Origin of the sequence: Kitasatospora sp. NPDC004723, from assembly GCF_040609255.1 — a bacterium.
GTDB lineage: Bacteria > Actinomycetota > Actinomycetes > Streptomycetales > Streptomycetaceae > Kitasatospora.
The window spans coordinates 492,609-509,821 of the sequence record NZ_JBEXJT010000001.1; the positions used below are offsets into that span (position 1 = coordinate 492,609).

The window sequence follows — 17,213 nt, forward strand, 5'->3', positions numbered from 1 at the left end:
ACTCGTCAGTGCCATGAGTAGCCTCTTTGACGACCTCCCGCTCCCCGGTTTCGAGGCCCCCGCCGCCGGGTCGAAGCAGCCCGCGCCGCCGATCGACGAGGAGCCGCCGCCGTACGGGGACGACGCCCCGTACGACGCCTACGAGGAGGCGATCCCCGACGGGCTCTTCCGGACCGACCACGCGGCCGAGGCCGAGCGGGACGCCTGGTACCGCAACGGCGCCGCCCGCCCGGTGATCGACCCGGCCGCGCTGCTGGAGGGCATGAACGACCCGCAGCGCGAGGCCGTGCTGCACGCCGGCTCGCCGCTGCTGATCGTGGCCGGCGCCGGCTCCGGCAAGACCAGGGTGCTGACCCACCGGATCGCCCACCTGCTGGGCGCGCGCGGGGTGCAGCCGGGCGAGATCCTGGCGATCACCTTCACCAACAAGGCCGCCGGCGAGATGCGCGAGCGCGTCGAGCAGCTGGTCGGCCCGCGCGCCCGGGCGATGTGGGTCTCCACGTTCCACAGCGCCTGCGTGCGGATCCTGCGCCGCGAGTCCAAGCTGCTCGGCTTCACCTCCTCGTTCTCGATCTACGACTCGGCCGACTCGCAGCGGCTGATGGCGCTGGTCTGCCGCGACCTCGACCTGGACCCGAAGCAGTTCCCGCCGAAGTCCTTCACCGCCAAGGTCAGCAACCTCAAGAACGAGCTGATCGACGAGGAGACCTACGCCGACCAGGCCGCCAACCCGACGGAGAAGAAGCTCGCCGAGGCGTACTTCCTCTACCAGCGGCGGCTGCGCGAGGCCAACGCCCTCGACTTCGACGACATCATCATGACGACGGTGAACCTGCTCCAGGCCTTCCCCGACGTCGCGGAGCACTACCGGCGGCGGTTCCGGCACATCCTGGTCGACGAGTACCAGGACACCAACCACGCCCAGTACACGCTGGTCCGCGAGCTGAGCGGCGGCGCGGCGGCGCACGCCCCGAAGCGCACCGTCGACGGCGACTACGTCGACCCGGCGGCCGGCCGGCTCGCCGAGGTGCCGCCCGCCGAGCTGTGCGTGGTCGGTGACGCGGACCAGTCGATCTACGCCTTCCGCGGCGCGACGATCCGCAACATCCTCCAGTTCGAGGAGGACTACCCGAACGCCACCACGATCCTGCTGGAGCAGAACTACCGCTCCACCCAGACCATCCTGAGCGCGGCCAACGCCGTCATCGAGCGCAACGCCAACCGGCGCGAGAAGAAGCTCTGGACGGCCGGCGAGGACGGCGAGAAGGTCGTCGGCTACGTCGCGGACGACGAGCACGGCGAGGCCCAGTTCATCGCCGACGAGATCGACCGGCTCACCGACGCGGGCGCGGCCAGGCCCGGCGACGTCGCGATCTTCTACCGCACCAACGCGCAGTCCCGCGTCTTCGAGGAGGTGTTCATCCGGGTCGGCCTGCCGTACAAGGTGGTCGGCGGGGTGCGCTTCTACGAGCGCAAGGAGGTCAAGGACGTCCTGGCCTACCTGCGGGTGCTGTCCAACCCGGAGGACACCGTGCCGCTGCGCCGGATCCTCAACGTGCCCAAGCGCGGCATCGGCGAGCGGGCCGAGGCGATGATCGACGCGCTGGCCGCGCGCGAGCGGATCTCCTTCGCACAGGCGCTGCGGCGCGTCGACGAGGCGTACGGCATGGCCGCGCGCTCGGCGAACGCGGTGAAGAAGTTCAACGCGCTGATGGCCGGGCTGCGCCAGGTCGTCGAGTCCGGCGCGGGCCCGGCCGCGGTGCTGGAGGCGGTGCTGGAGGAGACCGGCTACCTGGGCGAGCTCCAGGCGTCGACCGACCCGCAGGACGAGACCCGGGTGGAGAACCTCCAGGAGCTGGCCTCGGTCGCCCTGGAGTACGAGCAGGACCCGGGCGAGCGGCCGGACGCCGGCGAGGACGGCGCGCCGCCGGTCGGCTCGCTGGCCGACTTCCTGGAGCGGGTGGCGCTGGTCGCCGACTCCGACCAGCTCCCGGATGCGAAGCAGTACGGGACCGAGGGAGGAAGCCCGGACGAGGACGAGGAGGGGCAGGGCGTCATCACGATGATGACCCTGCACACCGCCAAGGGCCTGGAGTTCCCGGTGGTCTTCCTGACCGGCATGGAGGACGGCATCTTCCCGCACATGCGGGCGCTCAACCAGGTCAAGGAGCTGGAGGAGGAGCGGCGCCTGGCGTACGTCGGGCTGACCCGGGCGCGGCAGCGGCTCTACCTGACCAGGTCGGTGCTGCGCAGCGCCTGGGGGCAGCCGTCGTACAACCCGGCCTCGCGGTTCCTGGAGGAGATCCCGGAGCCGCTGGTGGAGTGGAAGCGCACGGGGGCGGCGTCGGCGCCGGCCTCGCGCGGCTTCGGCTCGGGGCCGTCCTGGGGCGGACGGTCCTCGGGCGGTTCGGGCGGTTCGGGTGGCTCCGGGGGCTCGTCGTTCGGCGGCGGGTCCTCGCGGGGCGGGTCCTCGCGCGGTTCGTCGGCCGCGGCCTCGCCGAAGGCGGGCTGGGGGCAGTCGGCGCGGCGCTCGGGCGCGGCGGTGGAGCGCGAGGTGGTCGCGCTGGCGGTCGGCGACCGGGTCACCCACGACACCTTCGGGCTGGGCACCGTGGTGGCCACCACCGGGGCCGGCGACAAGGCGCAGGCCACGGTGGACTTCGGCTCGGAGGGGCGCAAGCAGCTGCTGCTGCGCTACGCGCCGGTCGAGAAGTTGTAGCGGACCGGAGGTGGTTCGGCCCGCGCCGGCGGTGTCAGCGCGGGTCGAGCCCTTGGGCGAGGAACCAGGGCAGCGGGTCGACGGGGGAGCCGCCGTCGGCCGGGCGGATCTCCAGGTGCAGGTGCGGGCCGGTGCTGTTGCCGCTGCTGCCGACGAAGGCGATGAGGTCGCCGGCCTTCACCGTGCCCTTGCGGATCTTGTACGAGCGCAGGTGGCAGTACCAGACCTCGGTGCCGTCGGCGGTCTTGAGGATGGTCATGTAGCCGTACGACGGGTTCCACTGGGTGCGGATGGTGCCGTCGGCCACGGCCATCACCTGGGTGCCGCCGTCCACCGGGAAGTCGACGCCGGTGTGCCGCTTGGCCCAGTGGGTGCCGGCCGCGCCGAACACCTCGCCGAGGCCGTGCTGGGCGACCGGCATCGCGATCGCGGGGCGCTCCGGTGCCGGGGCCTGGTCGGGGGGCGTGGTGTTCGCCTGCGCGACCGGCTGGCCGGTCTGGCCACCCTGCCCGTTCTGCCCGTTCTGCCCGGCGGCGTCGGGCGTGCCCTGGGTGCCGGCGAGCGGCTGACGGGCGTCGCCGCGGGAGGCCTGGGCGGTCTCGCCGGCGGCCAGTGCCTGCTGGGCGGCCCGGGCAGCCTCGCCGTGCGCGGCGTCGGGGGAGTCGGCGGCGGTGGCCTGCTCGGGGACCCGGCCGGCGGCCTGGGCGCGCTGCTGGTCGGCCTCGCCCTGGACGGTGACGGCCGCCGCGGCGGCGACGCCGAGCGCGGCCACCGAGGGCAGCGCGACCCGCAGCAGCGCCGTGCGGGTGGCGGCCTTGGCGGCGTCGCGGCGCTGGGACCGGGACTGCTCGCGGGCGGCGAGGCGCAGTTCCGCACGGGTCGGACGGGCGGCTGCTTCGGGAGCCATCGCGGCTGCCTCCTCAGGTGGCCTCGGGCGCGTCGTCGGGCGGGGGGCTAAACGACCGAGACTGTAGCCGGAAGCCGGACATCCGGACAAAAGTCCGTATGTCAAGGGGCTGGGGGTGTGCGGTTGCCGGGTAGAACAGGGGAGGGCGGTGGGCGGTCTGTGATTTTGCCCTCGTCTTGAGGGGCGGGGCCGCCAACCAGGACGGGTGGCGCTACCCTCCCCTCAATTGGTTATTGCTCGTTAACCTCGCCCGTGCCCACAAGGTCCGGTGGGGGATGGACGACGAGGTCCGGGAGGCAGTGATGGGTGTGTCAGGGCCGATCCGCGTGGTGGTCGCCAAGCCGGGGCTGGACGGTCACGACCGCGGCGCCAAGGTCATCGCGCGCGCCCTGCGTGACGCCGGCATGGAGGTCATCTACACCGGCCTGCACCAGACGCCGGAGCAGGTGGTCGACACCGCGATCCAGGAGGACGCGGACGGCATCGGGCTGTCGATCCTGTCCGGGGCGCACATGACGCTGTGCGCGCGGGTACTGGAGCTGCTGAAGGAGCGTGACGCCGAGGACATCAAGGTGTTCTGCGGCGGGATCATCCCGGACGAGGACATCGTCGAGCTGAAGGCGATGGGCGTCGCCGACATCTTCACCCCGGGCACGCCGACCACCGAGGTGGTCGCCTGGGTCGAGGCCAACCTGCGGGCCGCCGGCTGACGGCTGCCGTGCGCGCGGTCGCCGTACACGCGACCGCCGAACGCACGGTCGCCGACGGGGCCGGTGCCGGACGACGTGTCCGGCACCGGCCCCGTCGGCGTTCCGGGCCGCCGCTCAGGCCGCCAGTTCGGCGAGCATCGCCTCACGGAAGCGCAGCGTCCCGGCCAGCCGGGTGAAGGTCTCGCCCCAGGCGGTGGCGGTCGCGGCCCCGGCGGCCAGCTCCTCGACCGCCCCGGCGCTGTCCGGGGAGAGCGCGCGTTCGGTCATGCCGAGCACCCCGCTGTGGCTCCACGGGTAGGCGCCGGAGGCGGCGGCCCGGGCCAGGGCCTCGACCACCGCGGTGGACAGCGGCGGCGTCCACGGGGTGGCGCAGGCGCCGAGCAGTTGGAAGGCGTCGCCGAGGCCGTGCGCCTCGATGAAGGCGGCCGTCCAGGCGGCCCGTTCGGCGGGCGGGAGCACCGCGAGCAGTTTGGCGGGGGCGCCCGTGGCGCGGGCGGCGCGCCCGGGGCCGGGGACGGGCGCGGGGCCGAGCAGGGCGCGCGCCCAGGCGGCGTCGTGCTGGCGGACGGCGGCCCGGGCCCAGGCCTCGCGCAGATCGTCGGCCCAGGTGCTGCTGGTCTCGTCGATGGCGTCGCCGACCCGCAGGGCGAGCAGCTGTCCGGGCGTCAGGCCGGTGTGCTCGGACCAGAGCGGGAGCGGGGCGGCGGCGATCACCTCGCCGAACCACCAGGCCCGTTCGCCGCGCCCGGTGGGCGACTTGGGCGGTATGCCGTCGCGTTGCATGGCCGGGTCGCAGGCGGCGGGCGGGGTGACCAGCAGATGCGTGCCATGGGTGGAGAGGCGTACGGCCGCGCGGGCGCGCTCGGCCATCCGAGTGGCCAGCGCGGAGCCGGGCAGGATGGAGAGCAGTTCGGCGGCGGTGGTCCGGACGTTCTTGCTGCGGTCGCCGAGCGCCGCCTCCAGGAAGGGTTCGTCGGCGAGCGAGAGGCCCTCCTGGAGGGCGTCCAGGAACAGCAGCCGGTCCTCGGCGCGCTCGGTGGGCCAGGTGCCGCGCAGCAGGGCCAGGCCGGCCGCCGGGTCGCGGCGGCGGAGCAGGGTGAGATGGGTGACCCGCTCGGCGAACAGGCCCTCGTGCCACAGGTGGTCGCCCTCGGCGGGCGCGGTGCCCGGGGCGGTCGGTGGCTCCGGGGCGGTCGGCGGCTCGGGCACGGCCGACGGCTCCGGGGCGGCGCGCTGCACGAACCGCCAGTCCGCGTTGCGTTCGGCGAGCCAGCGGCCGAGCGGGCCGGCCAGTGCGACCGCGTCGGGGCGCAGCTCGCTGCGGGCGCGGGCGGCGTCCAGCAGGGCCGGGACGCTGGCGGCGGGTGCGCGGTAGCCGCGCTCGCGGGCGGTCGCGAGCCACTGCGGGAGCAGTTCGGCGATGTTGGCGAGCGTGCCGCTGCCGCCGCCGCGGGTGGAGAGCAGCAGCGAGAGCCGGCGGGCGGCGGGGGCCGGCAGCTCGGGGCGGGGGTCCTCGGCGGCCGGCCGGTCGGCCGCCGAGGCGGCCGGGGCGGGCAGCGCGCCGGCCCGGCGGCGGACCGTCTCCAGGGCGGCGAGTTCGAGCAGCGCGGTGGCCGGGTCGGCGCGGTCGACGGCGCCGTCGTACGGGGCGGCCGGGCCGGGCGCGGGGAGCGGGCGGCGGTCGGTGCCCAGCAGGGCGGTGGTCTGCAGGGACTCCCAGGGGTCGGGCACGGGGGCCTCCTCCTCCGGTGGAACGGGTGCGGGTGGATGTCGGGGCGGTGGGCGCGCGGGCTCGTCAGGGGCTCGCCGCGGCCCGCTCGGGGCGTGGTCCGGCGGGCCCGCTCAGGCCGTGGTGAGGCCGATCGGGCGGCCGTCCCGCCCCCAGGCGGTGACCGGCGCGAAGCCGCGGTGGCCGTACTCGCCGAAGACCGTGAGCGGGCGGCCGGTGGAGACGGCGGCGAGCCGCCAGAGCGCGGCTTCCGGGACGGCGGTGCGGTGCACCGGGACGGTGTGCCGGCCGTCGGTGAGGTGCCAGCCCTCCTCGGAGAGCACCGGGACGACCTCGGTGAGCACCGTCGGCCAGGCGTCCAGCCACGGGTCGTCGGCCACCGCGGTGCCGTAGCCGGCCACCGCCTCGGCGACGGCCAGGCCGGGCGGCGGGCCGTCGGGCGCGGCCGCCGGGGCGCCGTAGCGGGTTCCGAGCACGGCCCGCAGCGGGCGGGCGCCGGGGTGGAAGGCCAGCTCGGCCTCGACCACCTGGCCGGTGGGCAGGGCGAGTTCGGGCGCCTGCCCGGGCCGGCCGAAGGCGATCAGCAGGGCCGGGCGGCCGGTCTTGGCGCCGCGCAGCCAGAGCCGGCGGGTGGTCAGCCGCTCGTCGCCGCCCCCGTCCATCGGCGAGGTCCGGCTGCCGAGGACCTGCCAGCGGTCCCGGACGGTCGGGCCGGCCAACAGCTCGGCGGTCTCGGTGGTGTAGCCGACCCGGGCGCGGACGGTCGCGGCGAGCGGCGCGGGCAGCTCGTCGAGCCGGGTCGCGGCGGTGGCGAGCAGGTGGAGCATCGCGTACTCCGCCAGCAGGCCCTGCTGCGGCACCGCGTCGAGCTCGCGGACCCGGGTGGCCAGACCGGGGGCCTGGGCGTCGACCATGCGGGCCGCGACCTCCTCCCAGGGGCCGGCGGTGGACTGGTCGGCGAGGCCGTGCCGGACCCGGTCGGCGAGCCGCAGCCGCAGCTCGGCGGCGCCGGCCGCGACCCGGGCGGAGCGCTTCTCGGCACGGCGGCGGGCGGCGGCCGGATCGGCCGGCGCCTCCGCCCGCACCGCCCGCTGCTCGGCCCGCTCCTGGCGGCCCTTCAGCCACTCGGCGGCCCAGTCGACGGGCTCGGCGCCGTCGGGCACCGAGGCGGGCGAGCCGCTCCAGAGCAGCAGCAGCCCCAGGGCGTGCTTGCAGGGGAACTTCCGGCTCGGGCAGCTGCACTGGTAGGCGGGCGTGGCGAGCTCGACGACCGTGCGGTACGGCGTGCTGCCGCTGCCCCTGCACTCGCCCCAGACCGCCGCGCCGTCGGTGCCCGCGGCGGACCAGGGAGCGGGCGCGGAGAGCTTGCCCGCGGCCTTCTGCGAGGCGGCGTCGGGCGCCAGGGACAGGATGTGTTCGGTGCTCCAGCGTTCCTCCATGACCACGACGGTAGGCGGCGGCACTGACATTCGACCCGGCGCCCGGACGGCCCGAACTGAGCGCCGGTCAGGATTGTCAGTGGTCCGGTGCAAGGTGGTTTCCGCAGGCCGGGACGCCGACCTGGCTCCCCCCGATCACCCCGTCGCCCGGGCATCCGTGTGCCCGGCGGCCGACCCGAAGGAGCCCCGATGACCGACGTCGCGACCGAGGTCCTGCGGCAGCACGCCGAGGAGGCGTTCGCCGCCGAGCTGTCCGCGCTGGCCGCCCAGGACGACCGCCCCCGCCCGGAGCGCTGGAGGCTCTCCCCGTGGGCCGTCGCCACCTACCTGCTGGGCGGCGAGCTGCCCGACGGCACCGTGATCACCCCCAAGTACATCGGCCCGCGCCGGGTGGTGGAGGTCGCCGTCACCACGCTCGCCACCGACCGGGCGCTGCTGCTGCTCGGCGTGCCCGGCACCGCCAAGACCTGGGTCTCCGAGCACCTCGCCGCGGCGATCAGCGGCGACTCCACGCTGCTGGTGCAGGGCACCGCCGGCACCCCGGAGGAGGCCGTCCGGTACGGCTGGAACTATGCGCAGCTGCTCACCAACGGGCCGAGCCGGGAGGCGCTGGTCCCCTCGCCGCTGATGCGGGCGATGGCGGACGGCCGGATCGCCCGGGTCGAGGAACTGACCCGCATTCCGGCGGACGTGCAGGACAGTCTGATCACCATCCTGTCCGAGAAGACCCTCCCGATCCCGGAGCTGGGCACCGAGACCCAGGCCGTGCGCGGCTTCAACCTCATCGCCACCGCCAACGACCGCGACCGCGGCGTCAACGAGCTGTCCAGCGCGCTGCGCCGCCGTTTCAACACCGTGGTGCTGCCGCTGCCCGGCTCGCTGGAGGAGGAGGTCGAGATCGTCAGCCGCCGGGTCGAGCAGCTCGGCCGCTCCCTCCAGCTGCCCGAACTGCCCGGCGGCGCCGAGGAGATCAGGCGCGTGGTGACCGTCTTCCGGGAGCTTCGGGCCGGCATCACCACCGACGGCCGGACCAAGGTGAAGACCCCCAGCGGCACCCTGTCCACCGCCGAGGCCATCTCGGTGGTCACCAACGGCCTGGCGCTCGCCGCCCACTTCGGCGACGGCGTGTTGCGGGCCGGCGACGTCGCGGCCGGCGTGATCGGCGCGGTGGTCCGCGACCCGGCCGCCGACCAGCAGGTCTGGCGCGAGTACGTCGAGGGCGTGGTGCGCGAGCGCGACGGCTGGAAGGACTTCTACCGCGCCGCCCGTGAGAACACCCGCTGAACGGCACGGCCGTGCGCCGCACGACACCGCGCCAGATGACCACAAGCTCGCAACACTCGGGAGGGAGGGCGCGATGAGCGCAGAGGTGACGCTGCTCGGCGTCCGGCACCACGGCCCCGGCTCGGCCCGCTCGGTGGCCGCCGCGCTGGAGCAGCTGCGACCGGACGCCGTCCTGGTGGAGGGTCCGCCGGAGGCGGACCCGATCCTCGCACTGGCGGCGGAGAAGGACATGGTGCCGCCGGTCGCCCTGCTGGCCCACGCGGCCGACGACCCGGCCCGCGCCGCGTTCTGGCCGTACGCCGAGTTCTCGCCGGAGTGGGTGGCGATCCGCTACGCCACCGGACGCGGCCTCCCGCTCCGCTTCATCGACCTGCCGGCCGGCTACACCTTCTCCGACGCCGGGGAAGCGGAGGAGCCGGCCGGTGACGGCGGCGACGAGGAGGACGCGGACCTGCCGCGCGACCCGATCGCCCGGCTCGCCGAGGCCGCCGGCCACGACGACCCGGAACGCTGGTGGGAGGACGTCGTCGAGCACCGCCGCCCCGGCGACGACGAGGACGCGCTCGCGCCCTTCGCGGCCGTCGCCGAGGCGATGACGGCACTGCGCGAGGACGGCGCCGCCAGCCGGCGCGACGAGCGGCGCGAGGCGTACATGCGCCAGCAGATCCGCGCCGCCCGCCGGGCCGGCCACCGGCGGATCGCCGTGGTCTGCGGCGCCTTCCACGTCCCCGCCCTGGCCGCCATGCCGACCGTCGCGCACGACCGCGCGCTGCTCGCCGAGCTGCCCAGGAAGGTGCGCACCGAGATCACCTGGGTGCCCTGGACGCACCGCCGGCTCTCCCAGCTCACCGGTTACGGCGCCGGGATCGTCTCCCCGGGCTGGTACCACCACCTGCACCGCACGGACGGCGACCCGCTGCCCGGCTGGCTCACCCGGGCCGCCGACCTGCTGCGCGCGGAGGACCACCCGGTCTCCTCCGCGCACGTCATCGAGGCCGTCCGGCTCGCCCGCACCCTCGCCGTCGTGCGCGGCCGCCCGCTGGCCGGACTCACCGAGACGCTGGACGCCGTCCGCGCGGTGATGTGCGACGGCTCGGACGTCGCCCTCGCGCTCGTCCAGGACCGGCTGGTGATCGGCGACGCGCTCGGCGAGGTGCCCGAGGCCGCGCCCGCCGTCCCGCTGCAGCGCGACCTCGCCCGGCTCCAGCGCACCCTGCGACTCAAGCCCGACCCGGCCCCGCGCGAGCTGGACCTCGACCTGCGCAAGGACACCGACGCGGCCCGCTCCCGGCTGCTGCACCGGCTGCGCCTGCTCGGCGTCGACTGGGGCGTGCCGGTCCGCTCCTCGGTCGCCTCCACCGGCACCTTCCGGGAGAGCTGGCGGCTGTGCTGGCAGCCCGAGTTCGCCGTCCGGATCGCCGAGGCCGCCCAGTGGGGCACCACGGTCGAACGGGCCGCCGTCGGCAAGGCGGTCGGCACCGCCCGGGCCGCCGTCGAACTCGCCGAGCTCACCGGGCTGGTGGAGACCTGCCTGGTGGCCGGGCTGGCCGAGGCGCTGCCCGTCGTGATGCGGGTGCTCGCCGACTGCGCCGCCCTGGACACCGACGTCGCCCACCTGGCCGGCGCGCTGCCCGCCCTGGTGCGCGCGCTGCGCTACGGCGACGTCCGGGGCACCGACCACGGCGCCCTCGGCGAGGTCGCCGCGGGACTCGCCGACCGGATCTGCGTCGGCCTGCCGCCCGCCTGCACCGGCCTGGACGCCGCCGGCGCCGCCGTGATGCGCGGTCACCTCGACGAGGTGCACGGCGCGATCGGCCTGCTGGACCAGGCGGACGGCCCCGCCGCCGGACTCGCCGACCGCTGGGCCGGCACCCTGCGGGCGCTCGCCCGGCGCGAGCCGTCCGGCGGCCCGGCCACCGGCGTGCCCGGCCTGCTGCGCGGGCGCGCCGTGCGGCTGCTGCTGGACGACGGCCGGCTCGACTCGGCGGAGGCCGGGCGGCGGCTCGGTCTGGTGCTGTCCGCAACCAACAGCCCGGCGGACGCGGCCGGCTGGATCGAGGGCTTCCTGACCGGGGGCGGTGCGCTGCTGCTCCACGACCCCCGGCTGCTCGGTCTGCTCGACGGCTGGCTGACCGGCGTCCCGGCGGAGGTCTTCACCGACGTGCTGCCGCTGCTGCGGCGGACCTTCGCCACCCTGGAGGCCGGGGTCCGGCACACCGTGGGCGGCCGGGTGGCGGCCGGTCCGCTGGGCTCCGGGAGCGCCGAACCCACCAGGGAGGAGGCCGCGTTGGACCGGGCCCGGGCCGAGGCCGCGCTGCCCGTGGTGGCCCTGCTGCTCGGACTGCCGACCGGTGACGAGGAGCCCGGTGAGCACCCGCGGATCCCCCGGCAGGCCGAGGGCCGCGACACCTGACGGCCCCGCCGTCCCCCAGACCGCCGACCACCCGCAGAGGAGCCCCCGATGGCAGTCACCACCCCCGGCACCGCGTCCGCCGCCGACCCCGGCGCCCACGCCGACGAGCGGCTGCGCCGCTGGCGGCTGGTCCTCGGCGGCGAGGCGGACGGCACCGGCCGCACCCTGCACGGCCGGGACGCCGCGATGGACGGCGCGCTCGCCGCGCTCTACCGGGGCCCCGCCGAGGACGGCCGGGCCGGGCAGCCGCGCTCCGGGCGCCGCAGCGCTGGCCTCGGCGGCTCGGCCCCGCAGGTGGCCCGCTGGCTGGGCGACATCCGCAGCTACTTCCCGGCCACCGTCGTCCAGCTGATGCAGCAGGACGCCATCACCCGGCTCGGGCTGGAGCACCTGCTGCTGGAGCCGGAGATGCTGGAGGCCGTCGAGCCGGACGTCCATCTGGTCGCCACCCTGCTCTCGCTCAAGCACGCGCTGCCCGAGACCACCCGGGAGAGCGCCCGCGCGGTCGTCGGCCGGGTGGTCGCCGATCTGGAGCGCCGGCTCGCCGACCGCACCCGGGCCACCCTGGGCGGCGCGCTGGACCGCAGTGCCCGGGTCAACCGCCCGCGCCACCGCGACATCGACTGGGACCGCACCATCCGGGCCAACCTGAAGAACTTCCTGCCCGAGCACGGCACGGTCGTCCCCGAGCGGCTGGTCGGCTACGCCCGCGCCCAGCGCGCGGTGAAGAAGGACGTCATCCTCTGCATCGACCAGTCCGGCTCGATGGCGCCGTCGGTGGTGCACTCGGCGGTGTTCGGCGCGGTGCTCGCCTCGATGAAGAGCCTGGACACCCGGCTGGTCGTCTTCGACACCTCGGTGGTCGACCTCACCGAGCAGCTCACCGATCCGGTCGACGTGCTCTTCGCGACCCAGCTCGGCGGCGGCACCGACATCAACCGGGCGCTCGCCTACTGCCAGTCCCGGATCGCCCGGCCGGCCGAGACGATCGTCGTCCTGATCAGCGACCTCTACGAGGGCGGCATCCGTGACGAGATGCTCAAGCGGGTGGCCGCGATGAAGGCGGCCGGCGTGCAGTTCATCGCCCTGCTGGCGCTCTCCGACGAGGGCGCGCCCGCCTACGACCACGCGCACGCCGCCGCGCTGGCCGCGCTCGGTGCCCCGGCCTTCGCCTGCACCCCCGACGCCTTCCCGGAGATCATGGCGGCGGCGATCGAGAAGCGCCCGATACCGGTGCCGGACCAGGGGGTGTGAGCGGAGCCGTCGGCCCGGTCGTCAATGCGTCGGCGCCGGGGTTCACTCGAACGGCGGAACCCGTGGCGGGTCCGACCTGGGCTGTCGGTCCGGGCGCCCGGCGTACGCCCCCTGGGCTTTTCTGTGACGGTTCTCACCAAAGACGGGCAGGCCCCGGGCGAAACACGCCCGTCGTCCGGGGATAACCTGCCAGACGGACGTGACGCGCGTGTTGATTGACGTGTGCGCCCGTGGCTGTGTGGGCCGCAAGGCCGTACTTCTGCGTACCCGCACCGCCCCGACGACCCGCAGCGAAGATCCTGCCGTGGCACGCTCGTAGAGACACAATCCGCGACCACGAACAAGGACAAACACGTGGACCTGTTCGAGTACCAGGCGAGGGACCTCTTCGCCAAGCACGGGGTGCCCGTGCTTGACGGCGATGTCATCGAGACCGCCGCAGACGCTGCCGCCATCGCGGAGCGCTTCGGCGGCCGCGCCGTCGTCAAGGCTCAGGTGAAGGTGGGCGGCCGAGGCAAGGCCGGCGGCGTCAAGCTCGCCGCCGACCCGGCGGACGCCGTCGCCAAGGCCGAGCAGATCCTCGGCATGGACATCAAGGGCCACACCGTGCACAAGGTGATGCTGGCCCAGACCGCGGACATCAAGGACGAGTACTACGTCTCGTTCCTGCTGGACCGCACCAACCGCACCTTCCTGGCCATGGCCAGCGTCGAGGGCGGTGTGGAGATCGAGGTCGTCGCGGAGGAGAACCCCGACGCGCTCGCCAAGATCCCGGTCGACGCCAACGAGGGTGTGACCCCGGAGAAGGCCGCCGAGATCGTCGCCGCCGCGAAGTTCCCGGCCGAGGTCGCCGACCAGGTCGCCGAGGTCCTGCAGAAGCTGTGGACCGTCTTCATCAAGGAGGACGCCCTCCTCGTCGAGGTCAACCCGCTGATCAAGTCCGGCGAGGGCAAGATCATCGCGCTCGACGGCAAGGTCTCCCTGGACGAGAACGCCGAGTTCCGCCAGCCGGAGCACGAGGCCCTCGAGGACAAGGCCGCCGCCAACCCGCTGGAGGCCGCTGCCAAGGCCAAGGGCCTCAACTACGTCAAGCTCGACGGCGAGGTCGGCATCATCGGCAACGGCGCGGGTCTCGTCATGAGCACCCTCGACGTGGTCGCGTACGCCGGTGAGAAGCACGGCAACGTCAAGCCCGCCAACTTCCTCGACATCGGTGGCGGCGCCTCCGCCGAGGTCATGGCGAACGGCCTGGAGATCATCCTCGGCGACACCGACGTCAAGTCGGTCTTCGTCAACGTCTTCGGCGGCATCACCGCGTGCGACGCGGTCGCCAACGGCATCGTGCAGGCGCTCGCCCTGCTCGAGGAGAAGGGCGAGGCGGTCACCAAGCCGCTGGTCGTCCGCCTCGACGGCAACAACGCCGAGCTGGGTCGTCAGATCCTGACCGACGCCAACCACCCGCTCGTCGAGCAGGTGGACACCATGGACGGTGCGGCCGACCGCGCCGCCGAGCTGGCCAACAAGTAAGGAAGGGGACTTTCACACCATGGCTATCTTCCTTACCAAGGACAGCAAGGTCATCGTCCAGGGCATGACCGGCTCCGAGGGCATGAAGCACACCCGCCGCATGCTCGCCTCCGGCACCCAGATCGTCGGCGGTGTCAACCCGCGCAAGGCCGGCACCACCGTGGACGTCGACGGCACCGAGGTGCCCGTCTTCGGCACCGTCGCCGAGGCCATCGAGAAGACCGGTGCCGATGTCACCGTCATCTTCGTCCCGCCGGCGCACACCAAGAGCGCCGTCGTCGAGGCCATCGACGCCGAGATCGGCCTGGCCGTCGTCATCACCGAGGGCGTCCCGGTGCACGACACCGCCGCCTTCTGGGCCCACGCCGGCGCCAAGGGCAACAAGACCCGGATCATCGGCCCGAACTGCCCCGGTCTGATCAGCCCCGGACAGTCGAACGCCGGCATCATCCCGGCCGACATCACCAAGGCCGGCAAGATCGGCCTGGTCTCGAAGTCCGGCACCCTGACCTACCAGCTCATGTACGAGCTGCGGGACATCGGCTTCACCTCGGCCGTGGGCATCGGCGGTGACCCGGTCATCGGCACCACCCACATCGACGCCCTCAAGGCGTTCCAGGAGGACCCGGAGACCGAGCTCATCGTCATGATCGGTGAGATCGGTGGCGACGCCGAGGAGCGGGCCGCGGCCTTCATCAAGGAGAACGTGACCAAGCCGGTCGTCGGCTACGTCGCGGGCTTCACCGCCCCCGAGGGCAAGACCATGGGCCACGCCGGCGCCATCGTCTCCGGCTCCTCGGGCACCGCGCAGGCCAAGAAGGAGGCCCTTGAGGCCGCCGGTGTCAAGGTCGGCAAGACGCCGTCCGAGACCGCCCGCCTGGCCCGTGAGCTGTTCAAGGGCTGACGCCCCCGCTCGCAGTACGGCGCCCCCGCCCGGACCTCCGGGCGGGGGCGCCGTACTGTTCGGCGGCCCGGCCGTCGCGCTGTTCAGCGGACCGGCGCGCACTGGTGCAGCGCCCAGGGGGCGCAGCCGCGCGGGGGTTCGGCGGCCACCACGCCCGGCGGGGGCAGTGCCTCGGCGGCCCGCCCGCCCGCCGGCGGGCGGTACGGCCCGTCCTCGCGGGGCGGCGGCGGATCCAGCACGACCGGCTCCAGCCCCGGCGTTGTCGAGCACCAGAGGCTCTGGATCCCCGACGGCGGCCCGTCCGGCACCAGCGGCAGCGGTGCGTCCGGATCGCTCGCCGAGGTCGGGACCGCCGCGCAGAGCGAGGGCGGCGGCGGATCCGGCAGCCGGAACAGCTCGCCCGGCCCGCCACCCGCCAGCGTCGCCAGCACCGCACCGCCGACCGCCGCCGTCAGCAGCGCCGCCGCCCCCGTCCGGCCCGCGTTCGCCAGCCCGTGCCGGGCCCGCAGCAGCGGCACCGGCGGCCGGGGCGGCTCCGGCGCCCCGCGCACCGCCGCCCGGTGCATCAGTTCGCACAGCCGATCGGCGAACCCGTCCGCCGCCGGATCCGGCCCGACCAGCTCCGGCACCCAGTGCGCCAGCGCCACCCGCGCCGCCCACACCCGCGCCTCGGCGGCCGTCACCGTCGACTCCACCTCCACCGCCACCGCGGTGGCCGGCATCCCCAGGCCGTCGTGCAGCACCAGCGCCCGGCGCTGCGGCCGTGACAGCCGGCGGAGCGCCTTGAGCAGCGCGCGGTCCCGGTCGGTCAGCCGGTCGTGGTCCGGCAGCACCGCCTGGGCCTCGTCCGCCGGACGCACCTTGATCCGCCGGTGCGGCAGCCGCCACGCGTGGGCACGGCGCGGGCCACCCCGGTGCCACGGCGACAGCGCCGACTCGAACGCCCGCGCCCGCACCCACGCCTCCGGCTCACCCCCCGCGACCACCTCCGCCCACCGCCGCCGCGCCTCGTCGAACGCCCGCCCCACACAGCGCACGGCCCGGTACTTGCAGGCGGTGAGCAGGAACACCTGCTGCACCAACCGCGTGTGCGCCGCCGCGTACACCTCCTCGAACCCCGCCGCCGGCCCCCCGGCTCCCTCCGGTCCCACCGCCCGGCCCCGTGCGGGCTGCCGCCGGTCGGCTTCCGCCTCGGGCCGGCTGGCGCCGCGTCCGGCCGCCTCCATCGCCGCCGCCCGGCTGCCGGCCTGCCCGGCGTCCGCCGCCCAGCCGCCGCCGGCCTCGACCGCTCGGCCCCCCGCTGTCGGCGGACCGGCGCTGCTCGCGGGCTGTCCTTCTCCTGCCCGCGGGTCGTCGACGTCGGCTGCGACAGCCTGCTCCGCCGCCGACCGGCCGGCGTTGCGCCCGGCCTGCGCGGCCGCTCGGCCGGCGCGTACGCCCTGCGGGCGGTTCGTGTCGGTGGCGTCCGCCACTGGGTGGGGGGCACGCGTGTCGAGCGGGGCTGCCGCTTCGGCGCGCGTGGGGCGCTGCTGCCTGTCGGTCAGGGACGTATCGACGTGGTCGGTGGGGGTTTGCCCGTCGCCGCCTTGGAGGGGCGGCGGGGTTTCCGTGATGTGCCGTGTCTGGTTGGTGTGCTGTCTGTCGGCCGGGGACGCATCGACGTGGTCGGCAGGGGTCTGCCGGTTGTCGGCCTGGCGTGCCGACGTGGCCTCCGTGGTGTTCCGCCCGTGGTCGGTGCTGTCGGCCGGGGCGCCCTTTCCCGTGCCACCACCGGGCGAGTCGGGCCGTGGCGGCCGGTCGTCGGCCCGGTGGGGCGTGGGGGGTGTCGTCGCGGTGGTCCTGGTGCGGTCGGGCTTCGGGCCGCGTCGTGGCTTTCCGCCGCCGGGCTTCGGGCCGCGGCCGGGGGCGGGGGCGGCGTCCGGGGTGGGGAGCAGGGCGGCGAGCGCGGTGATCTCCTCCTGGGTGCGGGTGCCGAGTTTGCGCAGGGCCCGGTGCTGGTAGCTGCGGGCGGTGGTGGGGGTGACGCCGAGGGCGGCGGCGGTCTCGGCGAGGTCCCGGCCGGCCGCGAGGTGGGCGAAGGCCTGCGCCTCACGTGCCGTCAGCCGGCGCAGCAGCCCGGCGGCGGCCTCGTCCTTCCCGGCCCCGTTCCCGGAGGTCGGCGCGGTCGGTGCGGTCGGTGCGGCCTTGGCGCGGCGCCCCTTCCCGCTGCGTCGCTGCGTCGCGGACGCGGGCTGGTTGCCGGGGTGCTCGGCGGTCGGGGGCCTGGTCATCAGACGCTCCAGGCCGGGTCGGTCGCGGTGGCGAGCAGGCATGGTCTGAAAATGCGC

General features: G+C 75.2%; 11 protein-coding genes. 7 read left to right on the plus strand and 4 right to left on the minus strand.

The window, feature by feature from the left end:
* Window positions 1-13: 13 nt before the first annotated feature.
* Entirely contained in the window at window positions 14-2,719 is a 2,706-nt protein-coding gene (gene pcrA, locus ABZW10_RS02395; protein ID WP_355358504.1) for a DNA helicase PcrA, read from the plus strand.
* Window positions 2,720-2,753: 34 nt separating this feature from the next.
* Here the strand turns inward: pcrA and ABZW10_RS02400 are convergent, their stop codons facing one another.
* Window positions 2,754-3,626, minus strand: a complete 873-nt coding sequence (locus tag ABZW10_RS02400; protein ID WP_355358507.1) for a M23 family metallopeptidase — start codon at window positions 3,624-3,626, stop codon at window positions 2,754-2,756.
* A gap of 302 nt (window positions 3,627-3,928) precedes the next feature.
* Here ABZW10_RS02400 and ABZW10_RS02405 point away from each other — a divergent pair, with 302 nt between their 5' ends.
* Entirely contained in the window at window positions 3,929-4,336 is a 408-nt protein-coding gene (locus ABZW10_RS02405) for a cobalamin B12-binding domain-containing protein (protein ID WP_355358936.1), read from the plus strand.
* A gap of 114 nt (window positions 4,337-4,450) precedes the next feature.
* On the opposite strand, the gene ABZW10_RS02410 is transcribed toward ABZW10_RS02405, so the two are convergent.
* Together ABZW10_RS02410 and ABZW10_RS02415 are read right to left on the minus strand one after the other, a co-directional pair.
* Window positions 4,451-6,067, minus strand: coding sequence for a DUF5691 domain-containing protein (locus tag ABZW10_RS02410; protein ID WP_355358510.1), 1,617 nt, complete (start codon window positions 6,065-6,067; stop codon window positions 4,451-4,453).
* Window positions 6,068-6,178: 111 nt separating this feature from the next.
* Window positions 6,179-7,504, minus strand: coding sequence for an SWIM zinc finger family protein (locus ABZW10_RS02415; protein WP_355358513.1), 1,326 nt, complete (start codon window positions 7,502-7,504; stop codon window positions 6,179-6,181).
* A gap of 189 nt (window positions 7,505-7,693) precedes the next feature.
* Between ABZW10_RS02415 and ABZW10_RS02420 the strand changes: the two genes are divergently transcribed.
* The 5 genes from ABZW10_RS02420 to sucD all read left to right on the plus strand — a co-directional run bounded on the left by ABZW10_RS02420 (window position 7,694) and on the right by sucD (window position 14,886).
* Window positions 7,694-8,788: an AAA family ATPase gene (locus ABZW10_RS02420; protein WP_355358516.1), complete on the plus strand. Its 1,095-nt coding sequence runs from the start codon at window positions 7,694-7,696 to the stop codon at window positions 8,786-8,788.
* Window positions 8,789-8,861: 73 nt separating this feature from the next.
* Window positions 8,862-11,201, plus strand: coding sequence for a DUF5682 family protein (locus ABZW10_RS02425; protein ID WP_355358519.1), 2,340 nt, complete (start codon window positions 8,862-8,864; stop codon window positions 11,199-11,201).
* Window positions 11,202-11,249: 48 nt separating this feature from the next.
* Window positions 11,250-12,455, plus strand: coding sequence for a VWA domain-containing protein (locus ABZW10_RS02430; protein ID WP_355358522.1), 1,206 nt, complete (start codon window positions 11,250-11,252; stop codon window positions 12,453-12,455).
* A 354-nt stretch (window positions 12,456-12,809) separates the two neighbouring features.
* Window positions 12,810-13,982 (plus strand): ADP-forming succinate--CoA ligase subunit beta, encoded by a 1,173-nt coding sequence (sucC, locus tag ABZW10_RS02435; RefSeq protein WP_355358525.1) that lies wholly within the window; start codon window positions 12,810-12,812, stop codon window positions 13,980-13,982.
* 19 nt (window positions 13,983-14,001) lie between these two features.
* The gene (gene sucD, locus ABZW10_RS02440; protein ID WP_355358528.1) at window positions 14,002-14,886 is read left to right on the plus strand and encodes a succinate--CoA ligase subunit alpha; all 885 of its coding nucleotides are present in this window, start codon (window positions 14,002-14,004) and stop codon (window positions 14,884-14,886) included.
* Window positions 14,887-14,969: 83 nt separating this feature from the next.
* Here sucD and ABZW10_RS02445 read toward each other — a convergent pair whose 3' ends face one another.
* Window positions 14,970-17,156 carry a LuxR C-terminal-related transcriptional regulator gene (locus tag ABZW10_RS02445; protein ID WP_355358530.1) on the minus strand — a complete coding sequence of 729 codons (2,187 nt, stop codon included), beginning with the start codon at window positions 17,154-17,156 and terminating at the stop codon, window positions 14,970-14,972.
* Between the last annotated feature and the right edge of the window lie 57 nt (window positions 17,157-17,213).

Bases quoted from the DNA above. Each gene is read 5' to 3' on its own strand.
- ABZW10_RS02400 (WP_355358507.1), bottom strand. From the start codon at position 3,626: ATGGCTCCCGAAGCAGCCGCCCGTCCGACCCGTGCGGAACTGCGCCTC.
- ABZW10_RS02445 (WP_355358530.1), bottom strand. From the start codon at position 17,156: ATGACCAGGCCCCCGACCGCCGAGCACCCCGGCAACCAGCCCGCGTCC.
- pcrA (WP_355358504.1), top strand. From the start codon at position 14: ATGAGTAGCCTCTTTGACGACCTCCCGCTCCCCGGTTTCGAGGCCCCC.
- sucD (WP_355358528.1), top strand. From the start codon at position 14,002: ATGGCTATCTTCCTTACCAAGGACAGCAAGGTCATCGTCCAGGGCATG.
- ABZW10_RS02425 (WP_355358519.1), top strand. From the start codon at position 8,862: ATGAGCGCAGAGGTGACGCTGCTCGGCGTCCGGCACCACGGCCCCGGC.
- ABZW10_RS02430 (WP_355358522.1), top strand. From the start codon at position 11,250: ATGGCAGTCACCACCCCCGGCACCGCGTCCGCCGCCGACCCCGGCGCC.
- ABZW10_RS02405 (WP_355358936.1), top strand. From the start codon at position 3,929: ATGGGTGTGTCAGGGCCGATCCGCGTGGTGGTCGCCAAGCCGGGGCTG.
- ABZW10_RS02420 (WP_355358516.1), top strand. From the start codon at position 7,694: ATGACCGACGTCGCGACCGAGGTCCTGCGGCAGCACGCCGAGGAGGCG.
- ABZW10_RS02415 (WP_355358513.1), bottom strand. From the start codon at position 7,504: ATGGAGGAACGCTGGAGCACCGAACACATCCTGTCCCTGGCGCCCGAC.